The organism is Caballeronia sordidicola (assembly GCF_000729995.1).
In the GTDB taxonomy this organism is placed as follows: Bacteria; Pseudomonadota; Gammaproteobacteria; order Burkholderiales; family Burkholderiaceae; genus Caballeronia; species Caballeronia sordidicola_A.
On record NZ_JNFG01000008.1, the window covers coordinates 12,264 to 38,047 of the forward strand.

At 58.5% G+C, this 25,784-nt stretch carries 22 protein-coding genes; 15 read left to right on the plus strand and 7 right to left on the minus strand.

The features are described 5' to 3' along the window. Positions 1 to 101: 101 nt before the first annotated feature. A complete protein-coding gene (locus FH08_RS0108375) occupies positions 102 to 1,295 on the minus strand; it encodes a tyrosine-type recombinase/integrase (protein ID WP_031357903.1) in 1,194 nt (397 codons plus the stop codon). A gap of 143 nt (positions 1,296 to 1,438) precedes the next feature. On the opposite strand from FH08_RS0108375, the gene FH08_RS0108380 reads away from it, so the two are divergent. From FH08_RS0108380 to FH08_RS0108390, 3 genes are all read left to right on the plus strand, one after another. Continuing rightward, a complete protein-coding gene (locus FH08_RS0108380; RefSeq protein WP_051887942.1) occupies positions 1,439 to 2,497 on the plus strand; it encodes a DNA-binding protein in 1,059 nt (352 codons plus the stop codon). Between the two features lie 295 nt (positions 2,498 to 2,792). Then, positions 2,793 to 3,155, plus strand: coding sequence for a hypothetical protein (locus tag FH08_RS51700; RefSeq protein ID WP_152602755.1), 363 nt, complete (start codon positions 2,793 to 2,795; stop codon positions 3,153 to 3,155). 393 nt (positions 3,156 to 3,548) lie between these two features. Then, on the plus strand, positions 3,549 to 4,595 hold the full coding sequence (locus tag FH08_RS0108390) for a hypothetical protein (protein ID WP_031357906.1): 1,047 nt from the start codon (positions 3,549 to 3,551) through the stop codon (positions 4,593 to 4,595). A gap of 171 nt (positions 4,596 to 4,766) precedes the next feature. Here the strand turns inward: FH08_RS0108390 and FH08_RS0108400 are convergent, their stop codons facing one another. After that, entirely contained in the window at positions 4,767 to 5,729 is a 963-nt protein-coding gene (locus FH08_RS0108400; RefSeq protein ID WP_031357907.1) for a DUF2971 domain-containing protein, read from the minus strand. 1,803 nt (positions 5,730 to 7,532) lie between these two features. Between FH08_RS0108400 and FH08_RS0108415 the strand changes: the two genes are divergently transcribed. Then, positions 7,533 to 8,363, plus strand: coding sequence for a hypothetical protein (locus FH08_RS0108415; RefSeq protein WP_152602756.1), 831 nt, complete (start codon positions 7,533 to 7,535; stop codon positions 8,361 to 8,363). A 201-nt stretch (positions 8,364 to 8,564) separates the two neighbouring features. After that, on the plus strand, positions 8,565 to 8,705 hold the full coding sequence (locus FH08_RS52470; RefSeq protein WP_160172439.1) for a hypothetical protein: 141 nt from the start codon (positions 8,565 to 8,567) through the stop codon (positions 8,703 to 8,705). A gap of 66 nt (positions 8,706 to 8,771) precedes the next feature. On the opposite strand, the gene FH08_RS0108425 is transcribed toward FH08_RS52470, so the two are convergent. The 4 genes from FH08_RS0108425 to FH08_RS48215 form a co-directional block, all read right to left on the minus strand. Beyond that, positions 8,772 to 9,032, minus strand: a complete 261-nt coding sequence (locus tag FH08_RS0108425) for a hypothetical protein (RefSeq protein ID WP_031357911.1) — start codon at positions 9,030 to 9,032, stop codon at positions 8,772 to 8,774. A gap of 165 nt (positions 9,033 to 9,197) precedes the next feature. Next, positions 9,198 to 10,073, minus strand: a complete 876-nt coding sequence (locus FH08_RS48210) for a tyrosine-type recombinase/integrase (protein ID WP_200878720.1) — start codon at positions 10,071 to 10,073, stop codon at positions 9,198 to 9,200. A 96-nt stretch (positions 10,074 to 10,169) separates the two neighbouring features. Continuing rightward, a complete protein-coding gene (locus FH08_RS0108440; protein ID WP_031357912.1) occupies positions 10,170 to 11,435 on the minus strand; it encodes a hypothetical protein in 1,266 nt (421 codons plus the stop codon). Positions 11,436 to 12,317: 882 nt separating this feature from the next. Beyond that, positions 12,318 to 12,590 (minus strand): hypothetical protein, encoded by a 273-nt coding sequence (locus FH08_RS48215; protein WP_152602757.1) that lies wholly within the window; start codon positions 12,588 to 12,590, stop codon positions 12,318 to 12,320. Between the two features lie 523 nt (positions 12,591 to 13,113). On the opposite strand from FH08_RS48215, the gene FH08_RS0108450 reads away from it, so the two are divergent. From FH08_RS0108450 to FH08_RS51265, 10 genes are all read left to right on the plus strand, one after another. Next, positions 13,114 to 14,481, plus strand: a complete 1,368-nt coding sequence (locus FH08_RS0108450; protein ID WP_031357914.1) for an ABC transporter substrate-binding protein — start codon at positions 13,114 to 13,116, stop codon at positions 14,479 to 14,481. A 103-nt stretch (positions 14,482 to 14,584) separates the two neighbouring features. Then, positions 14,585 to 15,508, plus strand: a complete 924-nt coding sequence (locus tag FH08_RS0108455) for a carbohydrate ABC transporter permease (RefSeq protein ID WP_081889393.1) — start codon at positions 14,585 to 14,587, stop codon at positions 15,506 to 15,508. Next, positions 15,498 to 16,328 carry a carbohydrate ABC transporter permease gene (locus FH08_RS0108460; RefSeq protein ID WP_031357916.1) on the plus strand — a complete coding sequence of 277 codons (831 nt, stop codon included), beginning with the start codon at positions 15,498 to 15,500 and terminating at the stop codon, positions 16,326 to 16,328. Before FH08_RS0108455 ends, FH08_RS0108460 begins: the two co-directional genes overlap by 11 nt. A gap of 52 nt (positions 16,329 to 16,380) precedes the next feature. After that, positions 16,381 to 17,508, plus strand: coding sequence for an ABC transporter ATP-binding protein (locus FH08_RS0108465; protein ID WP_035565679.1), 1,128 nt, complete (start codon positions 16,381 to 16,383; stop codon positions 17,506 to 17,508). 29 nt (positions 17,509 to 17,537) lie between these two features. Further along, positions 17,538 to 18,443, plus strand: a complete 906-nt coding sequence (locus FH08_RS0108470; protein WP_081889394.1) for a dihydrodipicolinate synthase family protein — start codon at positions 17,538 to 17,540, stop codon at positions 18,441 to 18,443. Between the two features lie 57 nt (positions 18,444 to 18,500). After that, the gene (locus FH08_RS0108475) at positions 18,501 to 19,916 is read left to right on the plus strand and encodes a diaminopimelate decarboxylase family protein (RefSeq protein ID WP_031357919.1); all 1,416 of its coding nucleotides are present in this window, start codon (positions 18,501 to 18,503) and stop codon (positions 19,914 to 19,916) included. A 62-nt stretch (positions 19,917 to 19,978) separates the two neighbouring features. Next, on the plus strand, positions 19,979 to 20,761 hold the full coding sequence (locus tag FH08_RS0108480; protein WP_031357920.1) for an SDR family NAD(P)-dependent oxidoreductase: 783 nt from the start codon (positions 19,979 to 19,981) through the stop codon (positions 20,759 to 20,761). Beyond that, complete coding sequence (locus FH08_RS0108485) at positions 20,761 to 21,486, plus strand: SDR family oxidoreductase (protein ID WP_031357921.1); 726 nt, start codon at positions 20,761 to 20,763, stop codon at positions 21,484 to 21,486. The genes FH08_RS0108480 and FH08_RS0108485 overlap by 1 nt, the downstream gene beginning before the upstream one ends. A gap of 46 nt (positions 21,487 to 21,532) precedes the next feature. Further along, on the plus strand, positions 21,533 to 23,257 hold the full coding sequence (locus tag FH08_RS51260; RefSeq protein ID WP_051887952.1) for an FAD-dependent oxidoreductase: 1,725 nt from the start codon (positions 21,533 to 21,535) through the stop codon (positions 23,255 to 23,257). Then, the gene (locus FH08_RS51265) at positions 23,254 to 24,444 is read left to right on the plus strand and encodes an NAD(P)/FAD-dependent oxidoreductase (protein ID WP_051887954.1); all 1,191 of its coding nucleotides are present in this window, start codon (positions 23,254 to 23,256) and stop codon (positions 24,442 to 24,444) included. The genes FH08_RS51260 and FH08_RS51265 overlap by 4 nt, the downstream gene beginning before the upstream one ends. A 101-nt stretch (positions 24,445 to 24,545) precedes the next feature. On the opposite strand, the gene FH08_RS0108495 is transcribed toward FH08_RS51265, so the two are convergent. Next, entirely contained in the window at positions 24,546 to 25,676 is a 1,131-nt protein-coding gene (locus FH08_RS0108495; RefSeq protein WP_031357922.1) for a porin, read from the minus strand. Positions 25,677 to 25,784 lie beyond the last annotated feature (108 nt).

Here is a 25,784-nt window from a genome sequence, read left to right on the forward strand (position 1 = left end):
GGCTCGTTCGACCTGAGGCATTCGCTGTGCACAATAGCCGCTGCTTGGCGCGTCCCGGCCGTAGACCTGCTTATGCAGAGTTCGAACCGACGGTCAAGTTGCTACCAGTTGAGTTTCAGTCCGGCCTCTGTTGCACGGTGCCGATCATCGTCGTCCGCGTGCAGGTATTGACTGGTGGTCGAGATCGATTCATGCCCCAGGTTGTCCCGGACGTATCGCAAATCGACTTGGCCATCCATCATGCGAGAGCCTGTCGTATGCCGCAGCCAATGGGCAGACGCCAGGCGCAGCCGTTCTGCGGCGCGCTCGTGCGCTTCGCCCGTCGACAGCAAGTGCCCGATCGCATTGTCGAACACCTGTTTGATGATCAGGTGCACGGCGCCGCGTGTCATTGTCCGGTGGGCGCCGCCGATCGGCAACAGCAGCGGTGTCGTTTCACCGCCATAGGGGAGGGCAGCCAGACCGTAGTGTCGACGATAGCGTGTCAGCTCCGCCATCAGTTCCGTTGTTGCCGGCAGCAATCGTTCTTTGTCGCCCTTGCCGGTGATCGTCAGCCACCATCGGTCCTGGCCTTCGCGATCGCGCCGTCTAAAAAAGCCCCCCATCGGATTGCTCACTACTTCCGAGATGCGCAGACCCATCAGATACAACAGCGAGATCAACCAGCGCACCCGCGCGTAGTGTTCCTGCTCGCGCGCGGTGTCGCGGGGCATCGCGTCGATCGAGATTTTGACGGCCTGCCAGAGATCGTCCTCGAGGAAGCGGGTGACGCGCGGCTTGGCCTTGCGTGCGCGTTGACGCGACAGGGACAGGGGGTTGCCGGCCAGGTAGCCTGCGTTGACGAGCCACGCGAACAGGGTATTCAGAATCACAAACGCCTGTCGCTCGCTCGCGGGGGAAAGCGGTCCCGCGAACGGCCGCCAGGATGGATCGGCGCGGGCCACTTTGCGACCGGTCATGACCCAGCGTTGCGCCGGTTGCGGGTCCGCCAGAAACTGCCGGTAGAGAAGGAGGTCTTCGTGTGTGAGCGAGGAGAGCGGCTTGCGCAGTTCGGTGGTCGACCACAGTAACAGGCGTTCGGACTCCTTGCGATAGGTGTCGAAGGTTGCCTTCGTGTCCACGAAGCGCGCCAGCCACGCCCGGATGGCATCGACGTCGTTCTGCGCAGCAATTTGAGGCCGAGTGCCGAGCGCGCGGTTCGAGCCGCGGCCACCGTCCAGTTCTAACGGCAGAAATAACTGCTCAAGCGGCACGAGGGCGCCGTCGGACACGCGAAGGGGCTCAGGAAACGGCATGGTGGGGCGCGACGCGCTCAATTCACACAATGCGTCATTTTACTTGACATTATCGTCATAATGTCTAAATTTAATGTTCGGTTTAAAATTAACTAACGTTATACGTTATATTATCAATACGCAAATTTCCGAAACTGCCCACTATGGAACCGTCGCCCGCCCCGGAGCCGCTTCTGCACGCGGACATCGCGCAGGAAATCGAGCAATTGCGGACTCAGTTTCCGCGCACCCAGGAGCTGTATCGCGAGGTGTGCGTGCTGCTGTTTTTTAGGCACGGCATTGCGCCCACCGCGAACCGGCTCTATCAACTGGTAAAGAAGGGCAGCATGAGCGCGCCGGCCGAGGCGCTCACGCGCTTTTGGGCGACTCTCCGTGAAAAGAGCCGGGTACGGATCGAGCATCCCGACCTGCCGGCGGAGCTGCAGTCCGCGACGGGCGAGCTGGCCGCGGCGCTCTGGACGCGTGCGGTCGATTTGGCGCAAGACCGGCTGGCCGCCGCGCAGCTCGAGACGCAACGCGCGGTCGCGGAAGCGCAGGCCCGGCAGGCTCAGGCGCAGGCCGAACGCGACCAGGTCCGTCAGGAACTGACGGGCAGTGCGGCCGCGCTGAACGGCGCGCAGATCCACATAACAGAACTGGACCAGGCGCTGGCGATCTCCGTCGCCACGGCGTCGACGCTCCAGGAGCAGGTACGACTCGCGCAACAGGGCGAGCAGCAGTTGCAGCGGGCGCTGGAAACCGCGCGCCATGACTTCGCTTCTGAACTGGACAAGCTGCGTGCCGACAGCGTGCTGGCGCAGGAGCGGCTCAAGGCCGCCGAAACCCGGGCACTGCTGGAAATCGACCGTGAGCGGCAAGCGGCCGCGCGCTTGCAGAAGGAACTGGATACGGCAAACCGTAAAACGGAGCAGGGCAGTGTCCGGCATCGCGACGACGTGCAGAAGCTGCAGGCGCAAGTCGGTAATCTGCGTCAGCAAGTCGGTGTGCTGGAGGGTAAGCTGGATGCGCTGCGTACCGAGAACGCGCGTTATGTCGATGAAGCGGTGCAGGCGCGTGATCAACGCGACCAACTGGCGTTGTCGCTGACGAATGCTGCTGCCAAGCAGAAGGTGCCGACGGCGAAGCGGACAGCGAAGTCGACAGCAGCCCCACGCAAGAGCAGTGGCCCGGTGGGTAAATCGCCGCGAATGAGAAAGCTGTGATTTTATTGGGAAGAGTTCCGCGCGGGCGACGTACGATTCAGGGTTGGACCATCATGAAGGCGGTATGAACCGATGAGATCAGCAAATAACGTCTTCGAACCCCCGCACATCGTTACAGCGCCGGATCGATTAGCCTTATCTTCAGGAGGTCCTCTGGGCCGGCTGCCACACATCCTTCTTATATTGTTCTGTGACAAGCAATGACTGTCATCGTTTTAAGCAGCACCGACAACAAGGGCATTAAGGGCGATATCGTGCCATCGTGGAGAGCAGCAGCCGAGCGGCAACGCGCAGCGTGAACGCGCTGATCACCGGGACTTATTGGGAAGTTGGCCGACGTGTTACCGGCCCCGGCAACGCAAGTGATTGTTGTTCGAGTTTTGGTTCGAGTCAGAGCTGGAAACGTGGCTCACTTGACGGAGCAATGGACGTCGCTGGAATCGCCATCGAGCAGAAATTGGGCGGACCGAGGTGGCTCGGGCGAAGTGCTCAAGCACACGTTGCATTGACTCAACGCGGTCGCTCTCAATTTTCAAACGACGCGGATATCCGCGAGGTTGAGCTTGCGATTGGTAAGCTTCGTGAGGCTAAGAAGATGAGCGTAGGCGAGATGCAACGAAGGCGATTTGATAGCTCGTTACTCAAGCTGTCGACCTGAGAAAGTCGCTTTCTACGCGCTGAAAGAAACAAATGACCTGGCGCGTCGCTTTTGTGCAGTTACGACTCGGGTCATGCGAAAGGCCGACAGTCGCCTAGTTGCGGCATGGGGACATACGAAGGTCTGCATTGGCCCAGCGGACCTCTTGCTCGCCGTCATACTTATCGCCTATTAGGCCGAAACGCACGTCTCCAGGTGGCAATCTTCATGAATTTTTTTGTCCTTACTGGGCAAGGCATTACGGGGATTTTGCCCTTCATCTCTTGGGTCTAGCTACCATGTTTTGGGGTGGTAGGAACGACGGGTTATGAAGTGTCGAACTATCGGGGTTCCGCCTCATTTATAATTTGTAGATGCGAGCGAACGGCCAAGCGTGGCCAATATTAAAGAAAAATGACCAAGGCCTTCCGAAGAAATATAAAGCGCCAAGCGTCGACACACGGGTTTTCGCAGGAAACAGGTGGTGGGACAAGGAACACGTCAACGCCAGTTCCTACGGCTACGGCGACAATCGATAAGATCCTCTCGCGGGCCGCAAGCGTCGCAACGGTAGCAGCTGTTTTGCTTGCGGGTTTCGGATATTTTTATACAGTGCTTCCCGTATTCCAGAACCAAAAACTGCAAGAGGACAACGCGAAACTGCAGCTAGACAACGAGGCCGCAGAAAAGAAGAGCAAAACACTTCTTGAGGCTCAAAAGCAGCTTGCGCAGAAGAGTGCTCAGATGCAGACGGAGATAGATGTTCAGAAGCGATCGCTGATCATGGCCACGCGTAGCGCAGTTGACGCGAAAGCTCGAGAGCAAGAAGCCATAAGACTTGCAGGTTCAGCGAAATCCCAAATGAAGGTCCAGTACGCAGAGCTGGACAAAGCTCGCTGGCGTATTGCGACGAATCACTTTGCGACTGAGTTGACCTTTGTTGCTATCAGCGCTGGCGATAAGTTCAACAAAGCTGCTTATAGCAACGGGGATGGATCTTCGTTCATTCGCGCAGCGGGTACATCATGGCCAGTGGGGCTGAACATTGTTTTGGAAGCCTGGGAGAACGCAAAGAAAACGTCGGTTGTGCCGCCGGAATACTTTCAACGGATGCGCCAGAGCATTGATGCTCATACAACGGAGCTACAGTGTCCAAAGCCCGATCTCGATGTGATCGTTAATGATTATGATATTGAACGTAAAGCGGTATTGATTGGTGTCAAAGAGAAAGCAAATAACGAGATCGAAGGGCAACGTCTAGCCGCCGAAAAGGAAGGAAAGCGACTCCAAATAAATCTGGGCGATCATCAACGTATGGAGGACTCGTATAGGCTGGTGGATTTGCTGACTCTTGATCGGAAGTATCAGGAGATGCTCCGTAATCAGGAACAAAAATGTACAAAAATAATATTCAAGTTCATCGATAAGCTTGAGGGAGAGGGTGGCGCGAAGTCTGAGTAGCCTGAAAAAGCTCGCGGGAGAAGACGGCGTTAACCTGCGAACAGCATGATTGATGACCGTGTCCTCACGAGGACACGGTCATCCGCGACTGTCGCTGATCGACCCGGCCCGGTCGCTCATCCTTCTCCAATCGAGGAAGGGCTGGATGGTCGCGCTCGCGATCTTGGTCGCCTAAGCCGACGATTCGTCCCCTTCCGGATCCAGAAATTCGAATCCTTCAAAGGCCGATAGCGCGCGCCTGGGGTAATACACCGAGAGTTCGTCGACGTTCACCTCGCTTCGTTGCAATTCAAACGTTCCGCGCACTTCGTGCATCTCGAAGAGTTCTACGGGCTTTTCGCGGCCTTTTAGCGCGCTCGCCACGGTGTGCATCACGGTTGACCCACATCTCATGCCGAACACGATCTCGACCATTTCGAGCGTTGAATCCTCGGCTCCCCGCGTGCCAAGGACCCGCCACTCGTTTTCATAGCGCCAGTCAGGAGCTTTCCTTAACAGTACGGCTTCATCCACGGCTACTCTGGCCTGTTCATCACCGGCGAGCATTGCCGCGACATCGCTCGCTTTGACATTCCGGTTGCCGCCATACAGAACCTCGTGAAGCTGTGTTCGCGCTTCTTCCGGCACGCTATATCCGATGCACAGCCCCCGATGCTGGTCTCCGTAGTGGCTCCACATCAAGGGACAGTCGTGGCGCGTCGCCAGCGACAGTATTCCCTTGTTGTACTGTCGAAGTAGTTCGTTTTCGATTGTGCTTGCGAGCACGTACGCATGAGGCCCAGGAGGATCGTCGGATAGATCGGGATCAGTGGCATTGTATCGAAGCCGGTCGATAGTCTGTTGCGCCTCTTCGCGGCTGTGCTTCTCTATATGCGAGATTGTTTTAGGGCCGCGATATTTCACCGTGCGTGCCCCCATCCGCATTTCGCCTTCAACACGACGACGAACCAGTTCGTATACTGTCCGCTCTAACGTTGCAACGTCGCAGTCCGCTTCGACGCAGGGCTGGCAATCAAGCGGATCGTTAAATGTGTCTGGGTCTGCATAGTAGAGCCTGTCGGCGCACAGAAGCTCGATCGTTCGCGCGTCAAACCGGCGGTATTTGTACAGGACAGCAGGAACGGCCTTATTCATGAAAGCTCCGGATGCCGGCGTGCAAGCCCGGGGGGGATTGACCCGGCGATCACTTGCTCTGGCTCGCTACGGATCGAGTACAGACTTTGGAAATTATCGACGATTTTGCGGCACGGAATCCAGTGGCCACTGGTGGCCCGCTATGCGCCGGTCCGAGGGGATGGACCCCAGCGCATCACTGCACCTTTGCCAGATGTTCCCGATCAGTGGGTTTTGATAGTTCAGCGTCAGCTCATTGGTGAACAGCGTAGGCACATCCATTTGACGAATTGCATGCACACCGGCTAAGTGCTCGCGGGACAGCCTTAGCGCCATTTGTCCAAGGATCAGACGGTCGAGCCAAGTCGCTGACATTCGATTTCTAACCAACCAGATGCATGCCGATTCGACGACGTGGTCGACGCGCCATGTTTTCGTCAAAGCGTGCGAGGCGAGCGCACTCGCCACTAAATAGCAAAGTAGATGGGTTCGCGCCGCTGGGCTAATGGACTGTTGTGGGCGTGGCATATTTGTTGATTCGAACTCCGGCGAAGGCGACGCGATAAGGTAGACGCATGTTATCTGCACTCGCACTCACGATCCACCACCAAGTGCGCAACAATGACGATTGGGAACTGAATTTATCATTCACATCCCCCGACATGCTTGTGGCCGGCGTTTGCTCCTGGCCGGTCGCCCGCGCACGCATGTGTTTGCAGCGTCAGCCGGGAATGCTTAAATGCCCCCTCCTTTAACGACGCGCTTTACGTATCAAATGCGATAGTTCGAAATCCGTCGCGATCTTCCAGGCATGGCCGCGAGAATATCGAACGCCAAAGCGCCGTTCGATCGCCGCGCGAAGCCGCTCGTTGGTCCAACGAAACTGGTAAGAGTTCCGGCGAGACTCGGAACGCCGGCCACTGAAAGAGCCTTCGACGCCCGGCATTGGCATTAATATGCCTCGCGCAACGGTCGAGGCGCACTTCGGTCCCCCGGGTCGGGTGCACGATCCGGACAACGTCCCTAAAGACGGTCGGCAAGTTGCGCTTGCTACGCGCTTGAGATCGCTTACAAAAACTATCTAGTCGTTTCCTACTCCATATTAGCGCTGAACGAAAAGCTTCCTTTGTACGTCCAGGACAAAAACATTCGCGAATTATCGTTTTACGATCTAGGTGGTACACCCGCTGCGATCGAAAACAATCAAGAAGACGCGCTCTACGCACAAGAATTCGCCTTAATCCGCCCCCGCGGTACTACATGGCATACGTGAGCTTCGTCGGTGACCCATATAACCGCGAAGTCGCCCCCGTCGCCCTTGACCTCCCTCATGCACTGGATGATTACGTGAAGCCTGCTGGATATCCGGGGGCTGGGGAGACAATGTGCTTAGGCAGACGGTCAAGGATAGTGCCGCGATCGAACTCTTGAAATCAACACGTCCTAACGGGCTCATCTTTGGTGCAGACGACGACGGATGGCCCCCCGGGCATGATTGGACATGACTTTCAGGCCTACATACTCGACATGAATCAGTGACGGCACGCTCCCGACGGTCGATTTCGGTTCTGGCACCGGCTGGTGTGGTCAGGTGCAACGAGGCTCCGCGCGATGCAAAATGGAACAGGCTGAAACAGATTGGTGCGAGTTGTATAAATCTCTTAGGAAAATGAATTCTTCTTCACAAGCAACATCCTTGTAAATCAATGACTTATGACTGATTATGCGGCTTGATGCGAAATTTGCTCTTTTTTCTCATTTATAGTTTCGCAATACGCATTGTTTAAGCTATCATCGCAACATTATCTGATCAAGAGGGCGATTGTGTCGGACGTCAGCGAAGAACAACCGGTCCCATCGGCCGAGAAAAAGGTTAAGTCCAAGCCGCGTCGCGCATTGCCGACCGACCGCACTACTTTTTCAAAACAGCTTGATATCCTCCGTGCCTACGCAGCCGCGAGCGGCCCCGAGAAGAAAGCCGTATCGAATGACGACGTTGCCAAGATAGTCAACATTCACTTCGGCACAGTTTCAAACTGCAATCCCTTCTTTTTAGAAGTGGGACTGTTGCGTCGAGAGAAAAATCAGAATGTACCGGCTGACGAAGTCTTCGCGTATGCAGAACGGTACAAGTGGGAACCTGATGCCGCGGCCCAAAAGCTTGGACCCCTGTTCGCGAACTTGTGGTTTGCCACCGCCCTAATTCCGAAGCTGAGCTTTCGATCGCTGAGCGCTAACGAGGCAGTGAGTTTTCTCGCGGATGAAGCGGCGGCGGGTCCGGAGTACAAGGAGCAGTTGGTATTGCTGCTTTCGTACCTGCGGGCGGCGGGAATCATAACGATCGAAAATGGAGTGGTCGCCGCTGTTGACCGTCAAGTCGACCCTCTTATTCCGCTTTCGCAACAGATTCAGCGTGCGCCGCTTGGCGCGGCAGAGACGCAACCGCAACCGCTTCCTGACCCTCCCACGCAACCTTCCCCTAAGCCGGACTTGCCAGCGAGTGACGTGCATCCGTCCATAGCCGGCTTGATATCCGAGCTTCCGAAGGTCGGTACAAGCTGGAGTGCCGACGAAATGAATGGTTTCTTGGACGCGCTAAAAAGCACCCTAAAGTTCATTTACAAGGTGAAGACGACGAATCAGGAGGGCGGCTGATGAGAAGAGCTAAGGGCGCCTGATGTACACCGCCCAGCAGGCGCCATAAAAAAGGAAGGCCCTAGCAGCTCGAACTCTTGGAGGAGGAAAGCTGATAGGGCCGTGGCGGTACAAGTAACGAAGACGTTGCGGGCACCCCTACCAACACACCGGACCCCTCTGCGCTAACAGAGGGAATCCCCGGAAAGGAGGTGTGCACTTATGGAAAAGTTGAAACGCAACTTCACCGTGCCTGATGGCTATGTAGTCAAATTTGTCGCTTACATTACCGTCGACGGCAAGCGCCTGTACGCAAAAACGTACGGGAAGCGAGCCTGGCCGATACTTGTAAAGGCTGAGTAAGATCGGCCCGCACGCTCTTCGTTCTTCAAGTGTAGGGCATAGTGCCCATGTAAACAACTGTACATTTTAACAGTGATTGATAACCGCATCAGGTTTTCGACGCCAAGTGTATCGGCGTCGAAAATTATCCAGCCAGGGTTCGGGCGGAAAATCGACCTGCTCGATCGGCATCGGTGGGATGGTGCGCAACCACTCATCCAGCGCCGCGTGGACCAGCGCTCGCATTTCATGATATGCAGCATCTGCTGCTTCACCTGGAGCGGCCGGAAATAGGCTTTTGGCTTTCTTGATCTCATCAGGGAGGTCTAGGAAGCTATGTTCGTCCATACGAACCTCGTTGCTGAGTTCGTCATAGCTGGCGACATCGTGCTTATCGCCATTGAACTCAGTATTTGGTACTTCTCGTAAGCGATGCAGTAGTCGATAAACGCTCGCTGCACCAGCGTTAATTTGGAATAGCGCATGGACGCTCTCGTCGAAGCTAAATATCCCTCAGCCGGCCTTTCTATTCATGGGAATCACATTTGATTCCCCGCCTTTGGAGCAGTCGGCGATGAACTGTGCCCATAGTTCCATCGCCTCCCGCCGCTCCGGGATCTCTTCACGGACATCGTAGATCCCTTCCATGCCCTTGAGCGCGTGATTCAGCGCCAGCTCGCTGATCTCTTTCGAAATGCCCATGTTGCGCATATGGCTCTTCGCGGTGCTCCGTGTGTCGTGCGGCGTGAAGTAAGGCATTGTCAGCCGGCTCCGCTCGAACCCTCTGGCAATCGCTGCCCATAGCGTTGTATTCCCGACGTGCGTCTCGCCGAGCCTGTTGCGTCGCTTGCCGATACGAACCGGCAGGCGCCATTCGGAGTCACCCGAGAGGGCGTTCAGCTCTTTCACCCAAGCGGTCACGATCGGGACTAGGGGTACGAGGAACCCGTCGCGGGTCTTAACTGCCTCTTCCTGTACGTACCAACTGCCACGCCTGACATCGACAAGTGCTTTCTTCGCCATAACCAGCTCGTTGGTACGCACCCAGGTGGCTAACAGAACGTGCAGCATCGGGCCGTTCCCCCGCCCGATCTTATCGTCAATACCCGGCAGCAGCGCCCGCAGCTCACCCTCGGTCAGCATCAGACGCTTCCGGACGGGTGGGCGCTTGCCCATCAGCGCCTTCAGGTCAATTCCGAAGGCGGGGTTCACGTCAATAATCCGTTTGCCGAACGCATGGTCGAAGACCTTCTTCATGGAGACCAGCATGCGTTTGCAGACCGTCCACGTCCGTCCGCTGTTCTCAAGAATGTAGACGATGTCGGAGGCGTGACTGTGCGGATTTCCAGCGACCCGAGCTTCGGGTGAATGATGTTCGCGATGTCCCACTTTCGGCAATAGATCGTCGAGTTCGACAGGGGAGGGATACCGTCCAACTGTTTAGGGTACCGTCGGGTTGACTACTCTCTTTGCCACCTACCACTATCAAATGGCACTCGCCTCGTTCGCAGCGTCACCTCGCGCCGTAAAACGGAACGGGAATGCCCGAACGAAATCAAGCATTTCGTATCGCTCGATGCGATGCATCTGGTAATCCACTGCGAAGAATGTGTGGTTAGGAAGGTCGGGCCACGGGAGGTTTTCCCCGAGACTTATCATCTCGATGAGCGATCCGTATAGCCTTGTGACAACCGCTAGCGAACACGTCCGGAAAGGCCCGGGTTTCGCGACGATAATGAATCCGTGCTGGGTGATCGGCAATCCGGAAAATATGTTTGCGATCGAGGCTTTTTGTTCCGTGGGCAGGAGTTGTATTTCTGGGTCGCCCGTCAATATCGCGCGCTTTATTTTTTGGAACTCCGGGTGCTTAACGTAGTCGCTACCTACTAGGTAAGCAAGGAGGTTGATACCAATCTTAGCTATCAGTCTGCCGATAACATCCAACTGAAACGACATGTCGAATCGCACAGGTGGGTTTTGAATGTCGCGGGCGGCCATTACCTCGAAGTTGGATTGCTCAAGGACTTTCCTGAAAAAGGTTAATGCTCTTTCTACACCCAATTTTTCAGTAACCCGCAGAACGATCTGGCCGTTTTCCCGCCGGAACATACGGGCGCGGGAGGAAGGTTCGCTACCATCTTCGTTCGGCTCAAGGATGATATTCCAGATGCTCTGAAGTGGAGGCTCTGATACTGACCGCGTTTCCCCTCGTTCGTACCCGTCGGGTCCCCAAGTATACGTTGTAGCTAGTAACGACCGAACCCCTTCAACTGGTTCATTGCGAACACACGTTACCGTGGCGGCAAGCAGGGTCCGCGCGCTTTCGACGTACTCTCGCAACAGCATCTCATCAGAGCCAGTCGTCTGACCGTCTCTTTCACCAATGAGTACCATCTGAGGAAGAACAATTGGCTGTGCCCGACTGCCAAGCTCAATCTCAACCGGATATCCTTCGGGTGCAATCAATACCTTCGATCTTGCTTCGAGCTTTGGTGGATTCGACGTCTTTCCGCGCCGACGGCCCTCGGGCTGGAGAAAGATACGGCCCAACGCAGCAGGCGTTTTGCGCAAAAATTCACGTTCCAAAGGTGAAAAAATAGTGGTGTTGCACCGCTTGCAGACCATCCCGCGAAGCATAAAGCGCCTATCGTCACCGCCCAGTCCGGCCGGTATTACGTGCTCAGCGGTAAATGGGCCGATGCTCGGGCAGTAGATGCACGTGTTGCTAAATCCGGAGTCATTTGACGACATGTCTACAAGTGCCACGGTTGTGTTGGGCTGCGAATCGCAGCGTTATGGCGCACGCGTGCATTATCCAGCAAAGGCGTGATACCGCACGGCGAGTCTCCGTATTTATGGTTGCCTGCACTGTAGCTTCTTAACTTGAAGTGGTGGGACAGTACACCTACCCTTTCGCCAGGGTTACCGAACTTTGCAGAGAAGCACCGTAGCATCATCCGAAGCCCCGAACGGCACCAGTCCGTTGCGGGGCTCTGGCTTTTCTGGAATGGCGACGATGGGACGGTGGGCTCACCTCTATGGGATGCCCCGTTAGCGGAAGATACGCGCGCAGCATCTGCACGAGGACCCATGCTGCAGGATGCGCGGATGACTGGTCAGGGCGGTGAAGCGGCCTTTCAAACGGCGATGCTCGAATGTCGGCTCAGGCCGAAAGGGCGTCGGACAAGCATAGGCGAATTGGCTTGTGCGGTCCGAAAGAACTGTTCGACATTGCAAAATCACCCGCGACAACTTGTCTACACCAGGACGGCGGTCGCTTTACTCACTTGTGCCCGAGTATGTGCAACTGCGGATCGGAGGTGCCAGACCACTCAAAGGTTATGGATGAAAGGGGAGTGGGGCGCCGTCCGGCGCCGGTGGAGGGGGGGCGAGAAAGTTTTGGGACTATGATTTTGCATGCGTTTTCACGGAGCGCATCGCACTTTCGGTGGATAAGTGAGCAAGCAAAATTTTAAGATATATCGCACATCTAACTAAGTTTACATAAGCAAAGTTATCACTTGGAACTGGCGGATTCAACTGGCCGACGCAACACCTCTGTACCAATACGGAAATCGGAGGATGAGTCCATGTAGCGAAGGCGGCTCAGCAACTGCTCTGTAGACACCGGTTTCACCTGCTTTTTTCGGGCGAGCGCCTGCCAGCGCCCAGCTTCGCACGCGTGCAATAGTCTTCAGGTCGATGCTTCACAACGGCCATCTCAACCTCCTTCAGGAGACGGCGTATGGTTTTTTCGTCAATGGCCATGGCGCACCCATCCTTCAGTTTTTGTGTCGTCTTTTCGGTCTGGCGGGTTGCCGTGGAAGTGCCATCGGCCTCGACAACTAAAGTAAAGGTTCGCTCACCGTCCGACTTCGTCCACGTGCGCGTGCCATCGGCTTCCACCCCACAGCTCCAGTCTAGCTCGTTGTCGTCCAGACTTGCCAACGCATTTGCGACCTGATTAACAGCCGCATATCGCTCGTTGACCGAGACCGCGAGGCACTTTTTCACAATCGTGGGTAGCGCGTTGGGAATGTGCGCTGGAAACTGGTTCCGGTCCGGAAAAATCGCTGTATGAACAGCAACCGCAAAGTCTTCTGTAGTTCGGCGACCGCCTACGTACTTGGGAGATCAAATGGCAATCATTCTTGTTTGTATTGCGCAGCGAAGTTGGTTTCGAAATACGAAGCGACGCTGGGCTAGTGATGCATTTGATATCCACTTGCCTCCCCGTGGCTTCGCAGACGCCGTTTAAAATTATCGCTCCACCTCGTGCGCAATGCGAACATGGTTGTCGGCAAGACAACATAAGGTCCGCGGAATTAGTAAAGTATGCGCGAATTTTCATTGTTTCTCGTTTTACGGTGAGGTATAAATACGAACATCGGTGCGACAGGCGCACACAATCAACCAGGAGTAGCGTGGCATGACGTTTAACGAGGATCGCGGGAGAGAGTCGGCAGGTCATTCGGCAAAACGGCGCCGCTTGCTCAAGCTGGCCGCATCGGCCGGCGTGTCGGCGACGGTGGCGGGCTTGCCATTCGGCCGCAGCGCCTTCGGCGCGGAGCCCATCACGCTGCGCTGGTGGTCGACACAAGCCGCGCCGGACCAACTCAAGGCCTATAAGGCGCAAATCGCCGGTTTCATGGCGGCGCATCCGGGCATCAAGGTCGTGTTCGAAGCCACGTCAGACGAGGGCTATCCCGCGCAACTGGCGGCGGCGTTTGCAGCGAATCAAGTGCCGGACATCATCACGCACCTGCCGTCCTATGCAGCTCAAACTTATTTCGCTGACGGACTCGTCGAACCTATTGATGACGTCGCCGTAGCCGTGGGGCTCGACAAGTACTATCCGAATGCAAACGATGTGTTCAAGACCGCCGACGGCAAGCTGTGCGCCACTGGCCTTGCAAATACCGCAGCGGATGTTATGTGGATCCGGCGCGACCTGATGCAAAAGGCCAGCGTAGACAAGGTGCCGGAAACATGGGACGAATTGCGCAGCGCGTGCAAGAAGATGCAGGGCGGCCGAATCTACGGTGCACCGTTGCCGTATGGCCTGAACAGCATGACGTCGCTGATCATGCTCGGTTTCATCCATCGGGCCGGCGGTCAGGTATTCACGCCGGAGTTACAGGTGGCTATCGATAGTCAAGCGACGCTTGACGCACTCGACTTCTATAAGTCGATGCGCGAATTCTGTCCGCCCGGCGCCACGGGTTACAGCTGGGGCGAGAGCCTGACCGCGTTCGTCTCCGGTTCGACCGCGACCGGTATCTACGGCGGCCGCGTGCTCGACAATATTGCAACACAGAACCCGGGCATTGCCGATTCGGTGACGTGCGCGACCTACCCGACGATCTCGAAGTCGGTGCCGGCCTGGACCTATAACGACTTTCCGTGCGTTTTCATCCCTAAGAGGGCGAAAAATATTTCGTCATCCAAACTGTTCGCGGAATATCTCTTTGATCCGCCCGGCTATATTTCCGAGTTGCTCGGCGCGCCTGCACACCTGTTGCCCGTGCTGAAAACGATTGCCTCGGATTCGCGCTACAACAGCAATGCAATCATCAAGAAATACCCCAAGGAAGTGGAACTTATGTCGGCTGCGGCCGCGTCGGGTCACAACCTCGGCTACGAATCGCCGGCGCACAAACCGAACCGCCGTGCGAACGAAATTGTCGCAAGCAACGTGCTGGCCGAGATGGTTCAGCGAGTCGTGCTGAACAACGAGCCGCCCAAGCCCGTGATCGGCGCAACAGCGAAGAAACTTGAATCGCTGATGAAAGCCTGAGCGCGATACCGCCTGCAGCAGTCAGGCGGTACTTGACGCGCTCCTACGCCATTCACCGTCCGTGGCTTGTGCAGCCACCGGCGGACACGTCACGGAAAAACGCATGGCTACAGCTTCATTGCCCAATATGGGCATCCGATCTCTCGAGTCGACTTACAGCCGGCTCGGTATCCTGCTGATCGCTCCGGCGGTGCTGCTGCTGATCGCAACTATTGTGTATCCGCTGCTTTATGCGCTCTGGCTCTCGCTCAACGCGGTATATACGCCAACGCAGCAATCCACATTTGTAGGCCTCGCCAATTATCGCGACATGCTGGTCTCGAGCACCTTCTGGTTCTCACTCGGGGTGACGATTGTCTGGACGACGTCGACACTCGTCCTGCAGATTCTTTGCGGTGTCGGCATGGCGCTGCTGCTGAATGAGAAGATCATGTTCCGGTCGGCGGCTCGCAGTCTAGTCCTGTTTCCGTACTTCGTTTCCACTGTCGTGGCGGTACTGGTCTGGCGTTGGCTCTTCAACGACCTCTATGGTTTGCTGAACCAGGTGCTGCTGGAGTTACACGTGGTCGACGCACCGGTCAATTGGCTGGGGCAGATGCCGAACGCGATGATCAGCATCGTGCTGGTCGGCACGTGGAAGTACTTCCCGTTCGTCGTGATTGCCGTGCTGGCGCGCTTACAGACTATTCCTTTGTCGCTTTATGAGGCGGCCCGAATGGATGGCGCCGGACCGTTCGGCCGTTTCTTCGATGTTACGCTGCCCCAACTGAAGGAAGTCCTGGGGGTAGTGATCCTGCTGCGCATTATCTGGGACTTCAAGGAGTTCGATCTGCTATACCTTATGACGGGCGGAGGGCCGGTCAATCAGACACGCTCGGTGCCGCTGCTTGTCTATCAACAGGCGTTCGGGTTGAACCAGATGGGGGCCGCGTCCACATCGGCGGTCGGCATGATGGTGGTGATGGGCGTACTGATGGCAGCGTATCTCTACCGCTCGCAACGCACGAGGAGCCGTGATGCGAGCTGATAAAACCAACCTGGCCGCTTCTATTGTCACGTGGGCGATTGTGATCCTGATGGTGTTCCCGCTTATCTGGATGGTGCTCACGTCGATCAAGCCGCAAAGCGAATTGTTTGTCTTTCCGATCAAGTTGCTGCCTGAGCACGTGACGTTGGAGCACTACCAGCGGTTGCTGGAAGACACGCCGTTTCTCAGCTATTTCTGGAACTCCGTGGTGCTGTCGGTGGCAACGACTGTCGTGGTGATGGTCGTCGCGACGCTGGGTGGTTACAGTCTCGCGCGCTTCAAGTACCGGGGGCGCGAGACAATTGCCATCGCGGTGCTCTGCACCTATCTGATGCCATCGGTTGTACTGATCATCCCTCTCTACCTGATGATGGTGAAGCTCGGCTTGGAGAACACGCTGACGAGCCTCGTCATCTCGTACACCACATTCGCGTTGCCATACGCGCTGTGGTTGCTGCGCTCTTTCATGGCGGGGATTCCGGAAGACCTGGAAGCAGCGGCCCTGGTAGACGGGGCGAGCCGCCTTGGCGCTTTCATCGACGTCATCCTGCCGCAGGCGCTGCCCGGCATGATCTCGACCGCTCTGTTCACGTTCATCCTTGCGTGGAACGAGTACCTGTACGCACTGGTCATGGTCAACACCGACGAAACCCGTCCGCTCACCACGGGCGTCATGAACATGCTCGTATCGTCGTTCAACATCGAGTGGTCGCTGCTCATGGCGGCCTCCGTGATGATGAGCGTGCCGCTGCTCTTCTTCTTCGCTTTTCTGCAGCGCTACCTGACCAGCGGCTTCGGCGCGGGTGGCGTGAAGGGATGAGCATTCACGACCTTATGAGCAATATCACGATCAAGTATTCCGGAGCAAATCCATGGCAGCAGTAAGGTTCAAGAACGTACGCAAGGTCTTCGGTGACACGGTGTCGATCCCGTCGCTCGACCTCGATATTCGCGACGGCGAGTTTGTCTGCCTGCTGGGACCGTCAGGCTGTGGAAAAACGACCACGCTGCGCATGCTCGCGGGGCTGGAGCAACCAACCAGTGGCGAGATTCATATAGGCGGGCAGGAAGTGCACGAACTGCCGCCAGCCAAGCGCGACATAGCAATGGTGTTCCAGTCATACGCGCTCTATCCGCATTTGACGGTGGCGGAAAATATTGTTTACCCGCTGAAGAAGCGCGGCGTCCCGAAAAACGAATGGCCGGCGATGCTGACTCATATCGCCCAGTTGCTGCAACTCGAACCCTTGCTGGCAAGAAAGCCGAAACAGCTTTCTGGCGGCCAGCAGCAACGCGTGGCGCTTGGACGTGCGCTGATCCGCAAGCCCAAGGTGTTCCTGCTCGATGAACCGCTGTCCAATCTCGACGCTAAGCTGCGTGCGCACATGCGCGCCGAGCTCATCGAGCTACATCAGCGCATTGGGACGACGACTGTCTACGTCACGCACGACCAGCTTGAAGCCATGACCATGTCCACGCGCATTGCCGTGATGAGCGGTGGCGTGCTGCAGCAGTTCGGCGCGCCCGACGAAATCTACTACCGCCCGGCAAATCAGTTCGTGGCGGGGTTTATCGGCACGCCCGCAATGTCGCTGGTCAACGGTGACCTGCAGCGCGACGACACTGGTTTTGCCCTGCGTGCGGGCGGGCTGTCGCTGCGCTTGCCGCATTCGGCGCTTCAACCGGATGTGGACCGGGAGGTGGCGATCGGCCTGCGACCCGAGGACATCGTGCTCGGCCGCGGAACCCACAGCGCACGCATCAAGGTAGTGGAGCCGACCGGACATGAATCCATCGTGCTGATGGAATGCGGCGGCGCAACGCTGTGCACGCGCATTTCGAGCGATGTGCCGCTTGCCGCCGAACTTCGTGCGGGCCAGGACGTGCTGTTCGACGTGACGCTCGCGCGCGTGCACGTGTTCTCGCGCAAGAGCGGCTTGCGCCAAAACTGCGACGATACGAACGTCACGTCGATCAAGCGCACGCGCGACGCGGCCTGAAACAACTTTTAACGACAACAGGATTCTGAATGAACAGAGACAGTGTGAACTGGTCCGGAGCCATGCCGGCCATCACTACGCCGTTTGACGACGGTGGCAAGATCGACGAACGCGAGCTGGGCGATGTGATTGAACGCCATCTTGCCCTGGGTGCGACGGGCGTGGTGGTGGGTGGATGCACCGGCGAATTCTGGGCGATGAGCGCCGACGAGCGCGCCCGGCTTTTCGCGAGCTCGAAAGCGGTGATCGGCACGCGCGGCACGTTGATCGCCGGGACGGGAATGATCGGAGTGGAAGAGACGGTCGCGCTGACATTGCAGGCGGAAAAAGCGGGGTGCGATGGTGCGCTGATCCTGCCGCCTTACTTCGTCAAGCTGACCGACGATGAAATCCACGCACATTACGCCGATGTCACCGCACGCATCGGTTTGCCGGTCATGCTTTACAACATCCCCGGCAACGCGGTGAACTACCTGACGCCAAAACTCGTCGCGCGCCTGGGCCATCTTGAGCGCGTGGTGGCCGTCAAGGAAAGTTCAGGCGACTGGAACAACTTCTACGGTACTTTCCTCGCCGTGCACGACAACTTGCGTGTGTTTTGCGGACCGTCCTCGGTGTTCGGCGTTCCAGCCGTGCAACTGGGCGCGGATGGCGTGATCGATTGTTTCCCGAACGTGTGGGACGAGGGCGGCCAAATGCTCTTCGAAGCCGCTCGCGATGGCGAGAGCCTGCTCGCCGCACGACTCCAGGCCACGGGGCGCCGTCTGACCGACCTGTTCACCAGCGACGGCCGCACGCTTTATCCGTCGACCAAGGCCGCCATGGACCTGCTGGACATTCCCGGCGGCGGCAAGCCGCGCGCGCCGCTGCGTCCGCTCGGCGCTGCACAGTGCGACGCGCTCGCAGCTGGCTTGCAGGCCGAAGGCCTGCTGTAGATCGGACCCCGGCGGCCCCGGCAAACTCAGACACCAGACTTCAGCAAGGAGAAGACAATGACAGAACGAACGGATGCAAACCCCTGCGGTTTTTCCGTGCAATACGGCAAGTACATCGGCATCGGGGCAAACGGCAATCTATGCGTCGACGGTTGCGATGTGCAGGTGCTGGCAGAGACGCACGGCGCGCCGCTCTACATTATTTCGGAAAACGAACTACGTGACCGGTATCGCGCGTTTCGCGACGGCTTTCTCGCCCACTACCCGTACGTTGAAATCCTGTTTGCCAACAAGTCGAACAATGGTCTTGCCATTCGTCACATCCTCAATCAGGAAGGCGCGGGCGGCGACTGCTTCGGCGTGAACGAGATGTATATCGCGTTGCTGGCGGGAACCGACCCGCAGAAGCTCGTGCTGAACGGTTCGAACAAGCAGGACGAAGAACTTGAGATGGCGATTGCCAACGGCATCTGCGTGAATATTGACGCGATGGACGAACTTGATCGCATCGACGCAATTTCAAACCGGCTCGGCAAGAAGGTCAGCATAGGCATCCGGTTGAAGCTCGACCTGCTGCCGCTGGCGGGACGCACGGGTGTGGCTATGCACGGCCCCGGCACGCTCAAGGAACAAAGCGATTCCACCAAGTGGGGCATGACACGCGAACAGACCGTCGAGATCGTGAAGCGCGCGCAGCAGATGCCGAACATCGAATTGAAGGAAACCCACTTCCACCTGAGCCGCATGTCGAACGATCCCGAGAACTTCGCGATCATGGCCCGCGAAATGATCACCTGGTCAGGATTCCTGCGCGATGAAACAGGTTGGACGCCGCCGTGTATCGATATTGGCGGTGGCTGGACCTTCGGCAAATGGTACGGCACCGGACCGCGTTCGCAGATTGACGACAACGCCGCACCCACGCCCGAAATCTACGGTCGTCTGTGCGGGGCAGCGATCCGCGAGGAAGCGGAGCGGTTGAACCTGCCGCTGCCGAAGCTAAGGATCGAACCAGGTCGCGCGATCTCGGGGCCGGCAGGTGTCGCGGTCGGGCAGGTGGGTGCAATCAAGCAAGGGGCGTCGAAGAAATGGGTGAATCTCGACCTGTCGACGAATCATCTTTCCTGGGCATCGGCTCTCAACTGGTACTACCACGCAGTAGCGGTAAAAGAGACGGCGCGTGATGCAACCGACCACGTGGATCTCGTCGGGCCGCTATGCAATTCCGATGAAGTTGGCGCCGACCGCACGATGCCGCCGCTTGCGCGCGGCGATTTCGTCGCGTTCCTGGACGCTGGCGGGTACACGGAATCGGGCGCTGCGCGCTACAACGCACAACTGCTGCCGGCGACGTTGCTGGTCGCGGGCGGCACCGCCGAAATCACCACGGTGCGCGAGCAATGGCGCGACGTGGCCGGCCGCTTCAAGGTGCCGCCGCGCTTGCTGGCCGCATCGTTTTCGAAAGCGGTCTGAAGACCAATGCGGGACTAACCAAGATCGAGCCGGCATGCGCTATGCCGGCCTGCGGAGACATCATGGATTTAGGTATTAGAGGCCGTCGCGCGGTGGTATGCGGCGGCAGCAAAGGGTTGGGACTGGCAGCCGCGCGTTCGCTCGCGCGAGAGGGCGTGGACCTCACCCTGGTCGCGCGCTCACAGGAAACACTTCAAACGGCTGCGCGTCAGCTCGCGGCCGAAACGGGCGTGAAAGTGGCGACCGTCAGCGCCGATCTGGGCACCGCCGCAGGACGCGCCGAGGTCCTCGAACAGGCCGGCATCGTGGACATCCTGGTGGCCAATCCCGGCATTCGCCAGGTCCCGGATAACTTCCGGACGATCACGCGTGAGGCGTGGGACGGCTGGATGGAAGCGCATTTCTTTTCGTCGCTCGAACTCATTCGTGCCGTTGTACCGGGCATGAGCGAGCGCGGTTTCGGCCGTATCGTCAACATGTCGGTGAGCTTCATCAAGTTCCCGCAGATCGGTTTCGGGCCAAGTCATGCAGCGCGGCTCGCGCTCGCCGGTGCGATTGCCGCCATGGCGCGCGAACTGATTCCACACAACGTGGTGATCAACAGCGTGTGCCCCGGGCTCTTCGAAACGGACGCGCTGATTACGAACCTGCACGGCCATGCGGCACGCGGCAACACGACCTATGAAGCCATCGTCGCGGACCGGTTGAGCCACTGCCCGGCCGGACGTTTCGCGGACCCGACGGAATGCGGCGATCTGATCGCGTTCCTGTGCAGCGCCCAGAACGGCTTCATGACGGCTCAGAACATCGTCAATGACGGCGGTGTCTATCAGGGGCTTTTCTGATGACTTACGCTAACGGGGAAGAGCGTGGCGTGGTGATGTTGTCGGGTGCGTCCCGAGGTATCGGCGCTGCGATCGCGAAGCGTCTCTACGACGACGGGTATACGTTGTCGCTTGGCGTGCGGGACCCCGCGAGGATCGATCCGGTGCTCGCGGCCGACACGGCGCGCGTGCTGATCGGGCACTACGATGCGTTCGACGCCGCGTCGCCTGCCACGTGGGTCGCGGCAACACTCGCTCGCTTCGGGCGCATTGACGCGTTGATCAACAACGCCGGTATCCTGCTCGAAATACTGCTTGAACAAGGCGATGAAAGCGCGCTCGACCAGATGTGGGAGGTCAACGTGAAGGGGCCATTCCGTACCATTCGCGCCGCGATGCCCGCGTTGAGAAAGGGCGGCCGCGGCCGGGTGATCAACGTGGCCTCGACTGACGGCAAGCGGTATCGGCCGACAGATTCCATCGGTTATTCGATGACCAAGCATGCGGTGATGGCGCTCACGCATGCGGCGCGCTTCGATGGCTGGGAGAGTGGCGTGCGCGCGACGGCTCTTTGTCCGGGCGCGGTGGACACAGAGTTGATCGCGCACTTTGCCAGCGCGAGCCCAGTCGCTGACCGGCTGCGTCCGGAAACTGTCGCTGATACGATCGCTTTCTTGCTGTCGCTGCCGAACAATGCGACCGTGGCCGAACTCGTCCTGAACACGCGGCTGGAGCCATCGCTTTGAGGCGGACCGTTTGTTTCAAGCTTTTTGATACACGCACTGACCGACCATGACCCACACCATTCCTATCCAGTTCGACGGCGAAACGCTGCACGCCAGGCCCGGTGAATCACTGGCGGCGACGCTCATCGCGCATGGTGTGCGATCGTTCCGGACTACCGTCTCGGGTCAGCCGCGCGGCGTGTTCTGCGGGATGGGTGTCTGCCAGGACTGTCTCGTCGAAATAGACGGCGTGGCGAACCGGCGTGCCTGCATGACGAAGATCGAGAAGCCAATCACCGTGCATCGCGGGGAGCATGCGCGTCCATTGCCGCCGGTCTCGGCGTCAGGGTCAGGGTCAGGGTCAGGCAGTTATGTTGCCGCGCCCGAACCCGAAGTACGCGAACCGGAGTTGCTCGTGATCGGCGCCGGGCCAGGCGGATTGTCCGCCGCGCTCTTTGCGCAGCGAGCCGGCGTCCAAGTTACCGTGCTAGACGAACGCGGTCAGGCCGGCGGCCAGTACTACAAGCAGTTGGGGGTGTCGGACTCGGAGCAAGGGGTCGCGCCTCCCGATGCGCAGCATCTCCGAGGCGCTGCGCTCATCGAAGCCGCGCGCAAGGCGGGCGTGCAGTTCATCCACGACGCGCTGGTCTGGGGCGCATTCGAGCCGAAGGAATTCATCGCGACTGTGCGCGGACGGTCGATCCGCTTCCGGCCCGCGGCGTGCATTGTCGCGACCGGCGCCTATGAACGCGGCTGGCAGGTGCCGGGCTGGACACTGCCTGGGGTCATGACGACAGGCGCCGCACAAACACTGTGGCGCACGTCCCGGCGCTTGCCGGCCAAGCGCGTGCTGATCGCGGGCAACGGGCCGCTCAACTTGCAGCTTGCGGCTGAACTGCTGAGCGGTGGTGCGGAAGTCGCAGCCGTGGTCGAAGCGGCGCCGCGGCCCGGGCTGGCTACTTTAGGCGCGCTCGTCACGATGAGTCTCGCCGCTCCCGGGCTCGTCGCCGAGGGTATCGGCTATAGCCGGACGACAAAACGCAAGGGCGTGCGCATGATCAATGACACCGTGATCGAGGCCATAGAGAAAAACGGGGCCGGGCTGTCGGTCACGCTTGCACGTGTCTCGGGTGAGACGCTTTCGCAGCGTATCGATGTAGATGTCGTGTGCCTGGGCTATGGCTTCGAGCCGGCCAACGAGCTGTTGCGTGCGCTAGGTTGCACCCATGACTTCGATACCCATCGGCGGCAGCTTGCAACACGCCGCGATGACACCGGCTTGACCAGCGTCGCAGGCGTCTACGCGCTTGGCGACTGCACGGGACTGGGCGGAGCAAAAGCGGCGCTCGCCGAAGGATCAGTCGTGGGCGCTTCCGTTGTCGCGTCACTGGGCCATGCACTTGGTGGATCACTCATCGGCGAGCGCGATCATGCGGCCGCCGAACTGGCTAAACAGCGCCGCTTCCAGCAAGCGCTCTGGACTGTCTATGCAACTCCGCTGAAGGCCCCGAAGGAACGCTGCGGCAACACCGTCATCTGCCGGTGCGAGGAAGTCACCTTCGGCGAGCTGGATGCAGCGCTCGATGAGGGCCTGAGCACGGTCGGCGCAATCAAGCGGCGCACGCGTATTGGCATGGGACGCTGCCAGGGGCGCTACTGCGCGTCCGTTCTCGACGAGATCGTCTGCGAACGCTTTGGCCGTTCGCGCGACGAGATGTCCGGCTTCGCCCCGCGTGTGCCGGTCAAGCCTGTATCAATTGCGGAACTGGCCGGCTACGGCAGCGATTCATGAAAGGTTCCACTATAGGTACGCTACCGCGTCGGCAAACCGACGTTGCGGTCATTGGGGCGGGCATTGTCGGATTGTGCCTGGCGGGTTTTTTGGCGCAGCGGGGACGGGATGTCATGCTGCTCGATGCCGGTGGCTCTGCGGCATCGACAGCCAATGCAGGAAGTCTTCACGTGCAGATGCAGAGCCGTTTCATGCGGCTCTTTCCGGAGCGAGTGGCTAGTTTCGAACAGCAGTTGCCGCTCTATCCGAAAGCGGTCGAGTACTGGCGGGAATTCGAACGCGCCATCAACGCGGATTTCGAAATGAAGGTGTCGGGCGGACTGATGGTCGCCGAGACGCCCGAGCAGTTCGATTTTCTCGTGGCTAAGAGCCGTCGTGAACGAGAGCTGGGTCTTTCCGTCGAACTTCTCGAACGCGCCGACTTGGAGCGCATCGCACCATATCTTGGACCTGCTGCGTTCGGCGCCGAGTTGTGCGCAAATGAAGGCAAGCTGAATCCGCTCAAGTGCAACGCGCAGATCAGGGCGTGGGCCGTACGCATGGGCGTGACCATCGTCGATCAATGCAAGGTTGACCAACTGCGACCTACTGATTCGCGCTTTGCGCTGACCACCTCGCTCGGCACGCTCGATGCGAGCCAGGTTGCCGTTGCGGCCGGCCCCGGCGCACGCGCGCTTATGGACAGCGCAGGTACCTTCCTGCCGGTGGATCCCGAGCCGCTGCACATGAACCTCACGGAGGCGGCACCGCCGCTGATCCTGCATCTCGTGCAGCATGCCGAGCGGTCTATCACGCTCAAGCAATTATCGACGGGGCAGGTGGTGATTGGCGGCGGATGGCCGGCAAAGCTTGCGGCGGGCGCCGATTATCCTGTTGTCGATCCCGCGAGCATGATCGGTAATGTATCGCTGGCGCAGTTCATGGTGCCGGCACTCGCGTCGCTGCATATCATCCGGACATGGGCCGGCTTGAATTCGAAAGTCGATGGCCGCGGCGTACTGGGCGAGATGCCCGGAATCCCCGGATTGCACGCCGCCATTCCCGGCGATGCCGGCTATACGCTTGGGCCGTTGACCGCGCGTCTGGTAGCAGACCTGATGACCGGCCGTGACCCTGGCATAGACATGCGACCGTATTCGCCCATGCGGTTTCAGGCAGAAGAACTGCGAGTGCTCACCGCTCAGTGAGTGCGGTGAAGCCTGAAAATAGGCCTGGAATTAGCTTGGAAACCAGCATTGAAATCAACCTACCGCGCCGCACCGCCCGGAGGCAGTGCGGCGTGTATGTATCAGAAGCGGTGACGCAGGCCAATCCGCACGCTGGTCTGCGTGCTGGTGGTTGACGGTGTGAACAGGTAACCCTGAACTGCATCCACACCGGACGATGCCCGCAGGTAAGAGCTTTGCAGGTAGACATCGGTGCGCTTCGTGAACGCGTAGTCAAAGCCGAGGCTGGCCTCGTTGTAGTGATGACCTTCGAAGGTCGAGTAGAAGTAACCCGCGGCCGCATTGAACGACGGCGTGACCTGCCACGACGCGCCGGCATCGTAGGTGCGCAATGCCGACGTGCGGCCAAAGCCCTTGAACCAGACATCCGAATACGCAACCCCGTAGGTGACGTTCGACATGACGTAGCTGGCGCCAAGCGTCAGGACGCTCTGACTGTCGATCTGCAGGGGTGTGCTCGCGAACAGGTCAGTGACCTGCCCGGTCACGGGGTTACGAGTTGCCGTGGTCTGGCCCAGGAAACTGGAGACGCCCATGGAGGCGTACGGATCGATCGCGTTCGAACCATACGGGTTATTCATGCGCAAATAGACCGCGCCTGCCGAAAATGCGCCGTGGTTGTACTGCCCACCGGCGGACCATGCGCTTTGCTGATGAAGGCTGCCAGCCACATTGCCGAACGAATACATCGCGCCACCCTGAAGCCCGTGGAAATCGGCGCTCTTGATCTTGACGACATTGTCCAGGCGCTCCCAGCCCATCCGATCCAGATCGCCCTGATGCGTGGCATAACCGCTGGCCCAGGCGCTCATTGCGTAGTTAGCGGTGTAGTCGTAGATCAAGTCGTACTGGCGGCCGATAGTGATGGCCGCGTAGTCGTTCTGCAAGCCTACCCATGCCTGCCGGCCGAATTCGCGGCCTCCTTGACGAAGTTGGCCGTTCAACGCGTCGAAGCCATTTTCAAGGGTGAAGATCGCCTTGAGGCCGCCGCCGAGATCCTCCGTTCCCTTCAGGCCCCAACGGTCCCCCGAGGCAATCGAGTCGTCCATCTTGATGTTATGCGCGCCGCCTTCATTGCTGACATACGTGGGACCTACGTCAATTACGCCATACAACGTGACACTGCTCTGCGCGTGAGCCAAGCCCGTTGCTGCAACGCCCACAAGCGCTGCGATCCGCCTGATAGTTCTCATGCCACTCAACTCCCCTGAATTGATGCTGCTGAAAATTGGCAGTACGAAGCAGTTCCTTCGCAACCGTTGCGAAGAATTTCCTGAATCGTGCCGCCTGACACGTGGTTT

Bases quoted from the DNA above. Each gene is read 5' to 3' on its own strand.
- FH08_RS0108375 (WP_031357903.1), bottom strand. From the start codon at position 1,295: ATGCCGTTTCCTGAGCCCCTTCGCGTGTCCGACGGCGCCCTCGTGCCG.
- FH08_RS0108380 (WP_051887942.1), top strand. From the start codon at position 1,439: ATGGAACCGTCGCCCGCCCCGGAGCCGCTTCTGCACGCGGACATCGCG.
- FH08_RS0108390 (WP_031357906.1), top strand. From the start codon at position 3,549: ATGACCAAGGCCTTCCGAAGAAATATAAAGCGCCAAGCGTCGACACAC.
- FH08_RS0108400 (WP_031357907.1), bottom strand. From the start codon at position 5,729: ATGAATAAGGCCGTTCCTGCTGTCCTGTACAAATACCGCCGGTTTGAC.
- FH08_RS52470 (WP_160172439.1), top strand. From the start codon at position 8,565: ATGGAAAAGTTGAAACGCAACTTCACCGTGCCTGATGGCTATGTAGTC.
- FH08_RS0108425 (WP_031357911.1), bottom strand. From the start codon at position 9,032: ATGGACGAACATAGCTTCCTAGACCTCCCTGATGAGATCAAGAAAGCC.
- FH08_RS0108440 (WP_031357912.1), bottom strand. From the start codon at position 11,435: ATGTCGTCAAATGACTCCGGATTTAGCAACACGTGCATCTACTGCCCG.
- FH08_RS0108450 (WP_031357914.1), top strand. From the start codon at position 13,114: ATGACGTTTAACGAGGATCGCGGGAGAGAGTCGGCAGGTCATTCGGCA.
- FH08_RS0108455 (WP_081889393.1), top strand. From the start codon at position 14,585: ATGGCTACAGCTTCATTGCCCAATATGGGCATCCGATCTCTCGAGTCG.
- FH08_RS0108460 (WP_031357916.1), top strand. From the start codon at position 15,498: ATGCGAGCTGATAAAACCAACCTGGCCGCTTCTATTGTCACGTGGGCG.
- FH08_RS0108465 (WP_035565679.1), top strand. From the start codon at position 16,381: ATGGCAGCAGTAAGGTTCAAGAACGTACGCAAGGTCTTCGGTGACACG.
- FH08_RS0108470 (WP_081889394.1), top strand. From the start codon at position 17,538: ATGAACAGAGACAGTGTGAACTGGTCCGGAGCCATGCCGGCCATCACT.
- FH08_RS0108475 (WP_031357919.1), top strand. From the start codon at position 18,501: ATGACAGAACGAACGGATGCAAACCCCTGCGGTTTTTCCGTGCAATAC.
- FH08_RS0108480 (WP_031357920.1), top strand. From the start codon at position 19,979: ATGGATTTAGGTATTAGAGGCCGTCGCGCGGTGGTATGCGGCGGCAGC.
- FH08_RS0108485 (WP_031357921.1), top strand. From the start codon at position 20,761: ATGACTTACGCTAACGGGGAAGAGCGTGGCGTGGTGATGTTGTCGGGT.
- FH08_RS51260 (WP_051887952.1), top strand. From the start codon at position 21,533: ATGACCCACACCATTCCTATCCAGTTCGACGGCGAAACGCTGCACGCC.
- FH08_RS51265 (WP_051887954.1), top strand. From the start codon at position 23,254: ATGAAAGGTTCCACTATAGGTACGCTACCGCGTCGGCAAACCGACGTT.
- FH08_RS0108495 (WP_031357922.1), bottom strand. From the start codon at position 25,676: ATGAGAACTATCAGGCGGATCGCAGCGCTTGTGGGCGTTGCAGCAACG.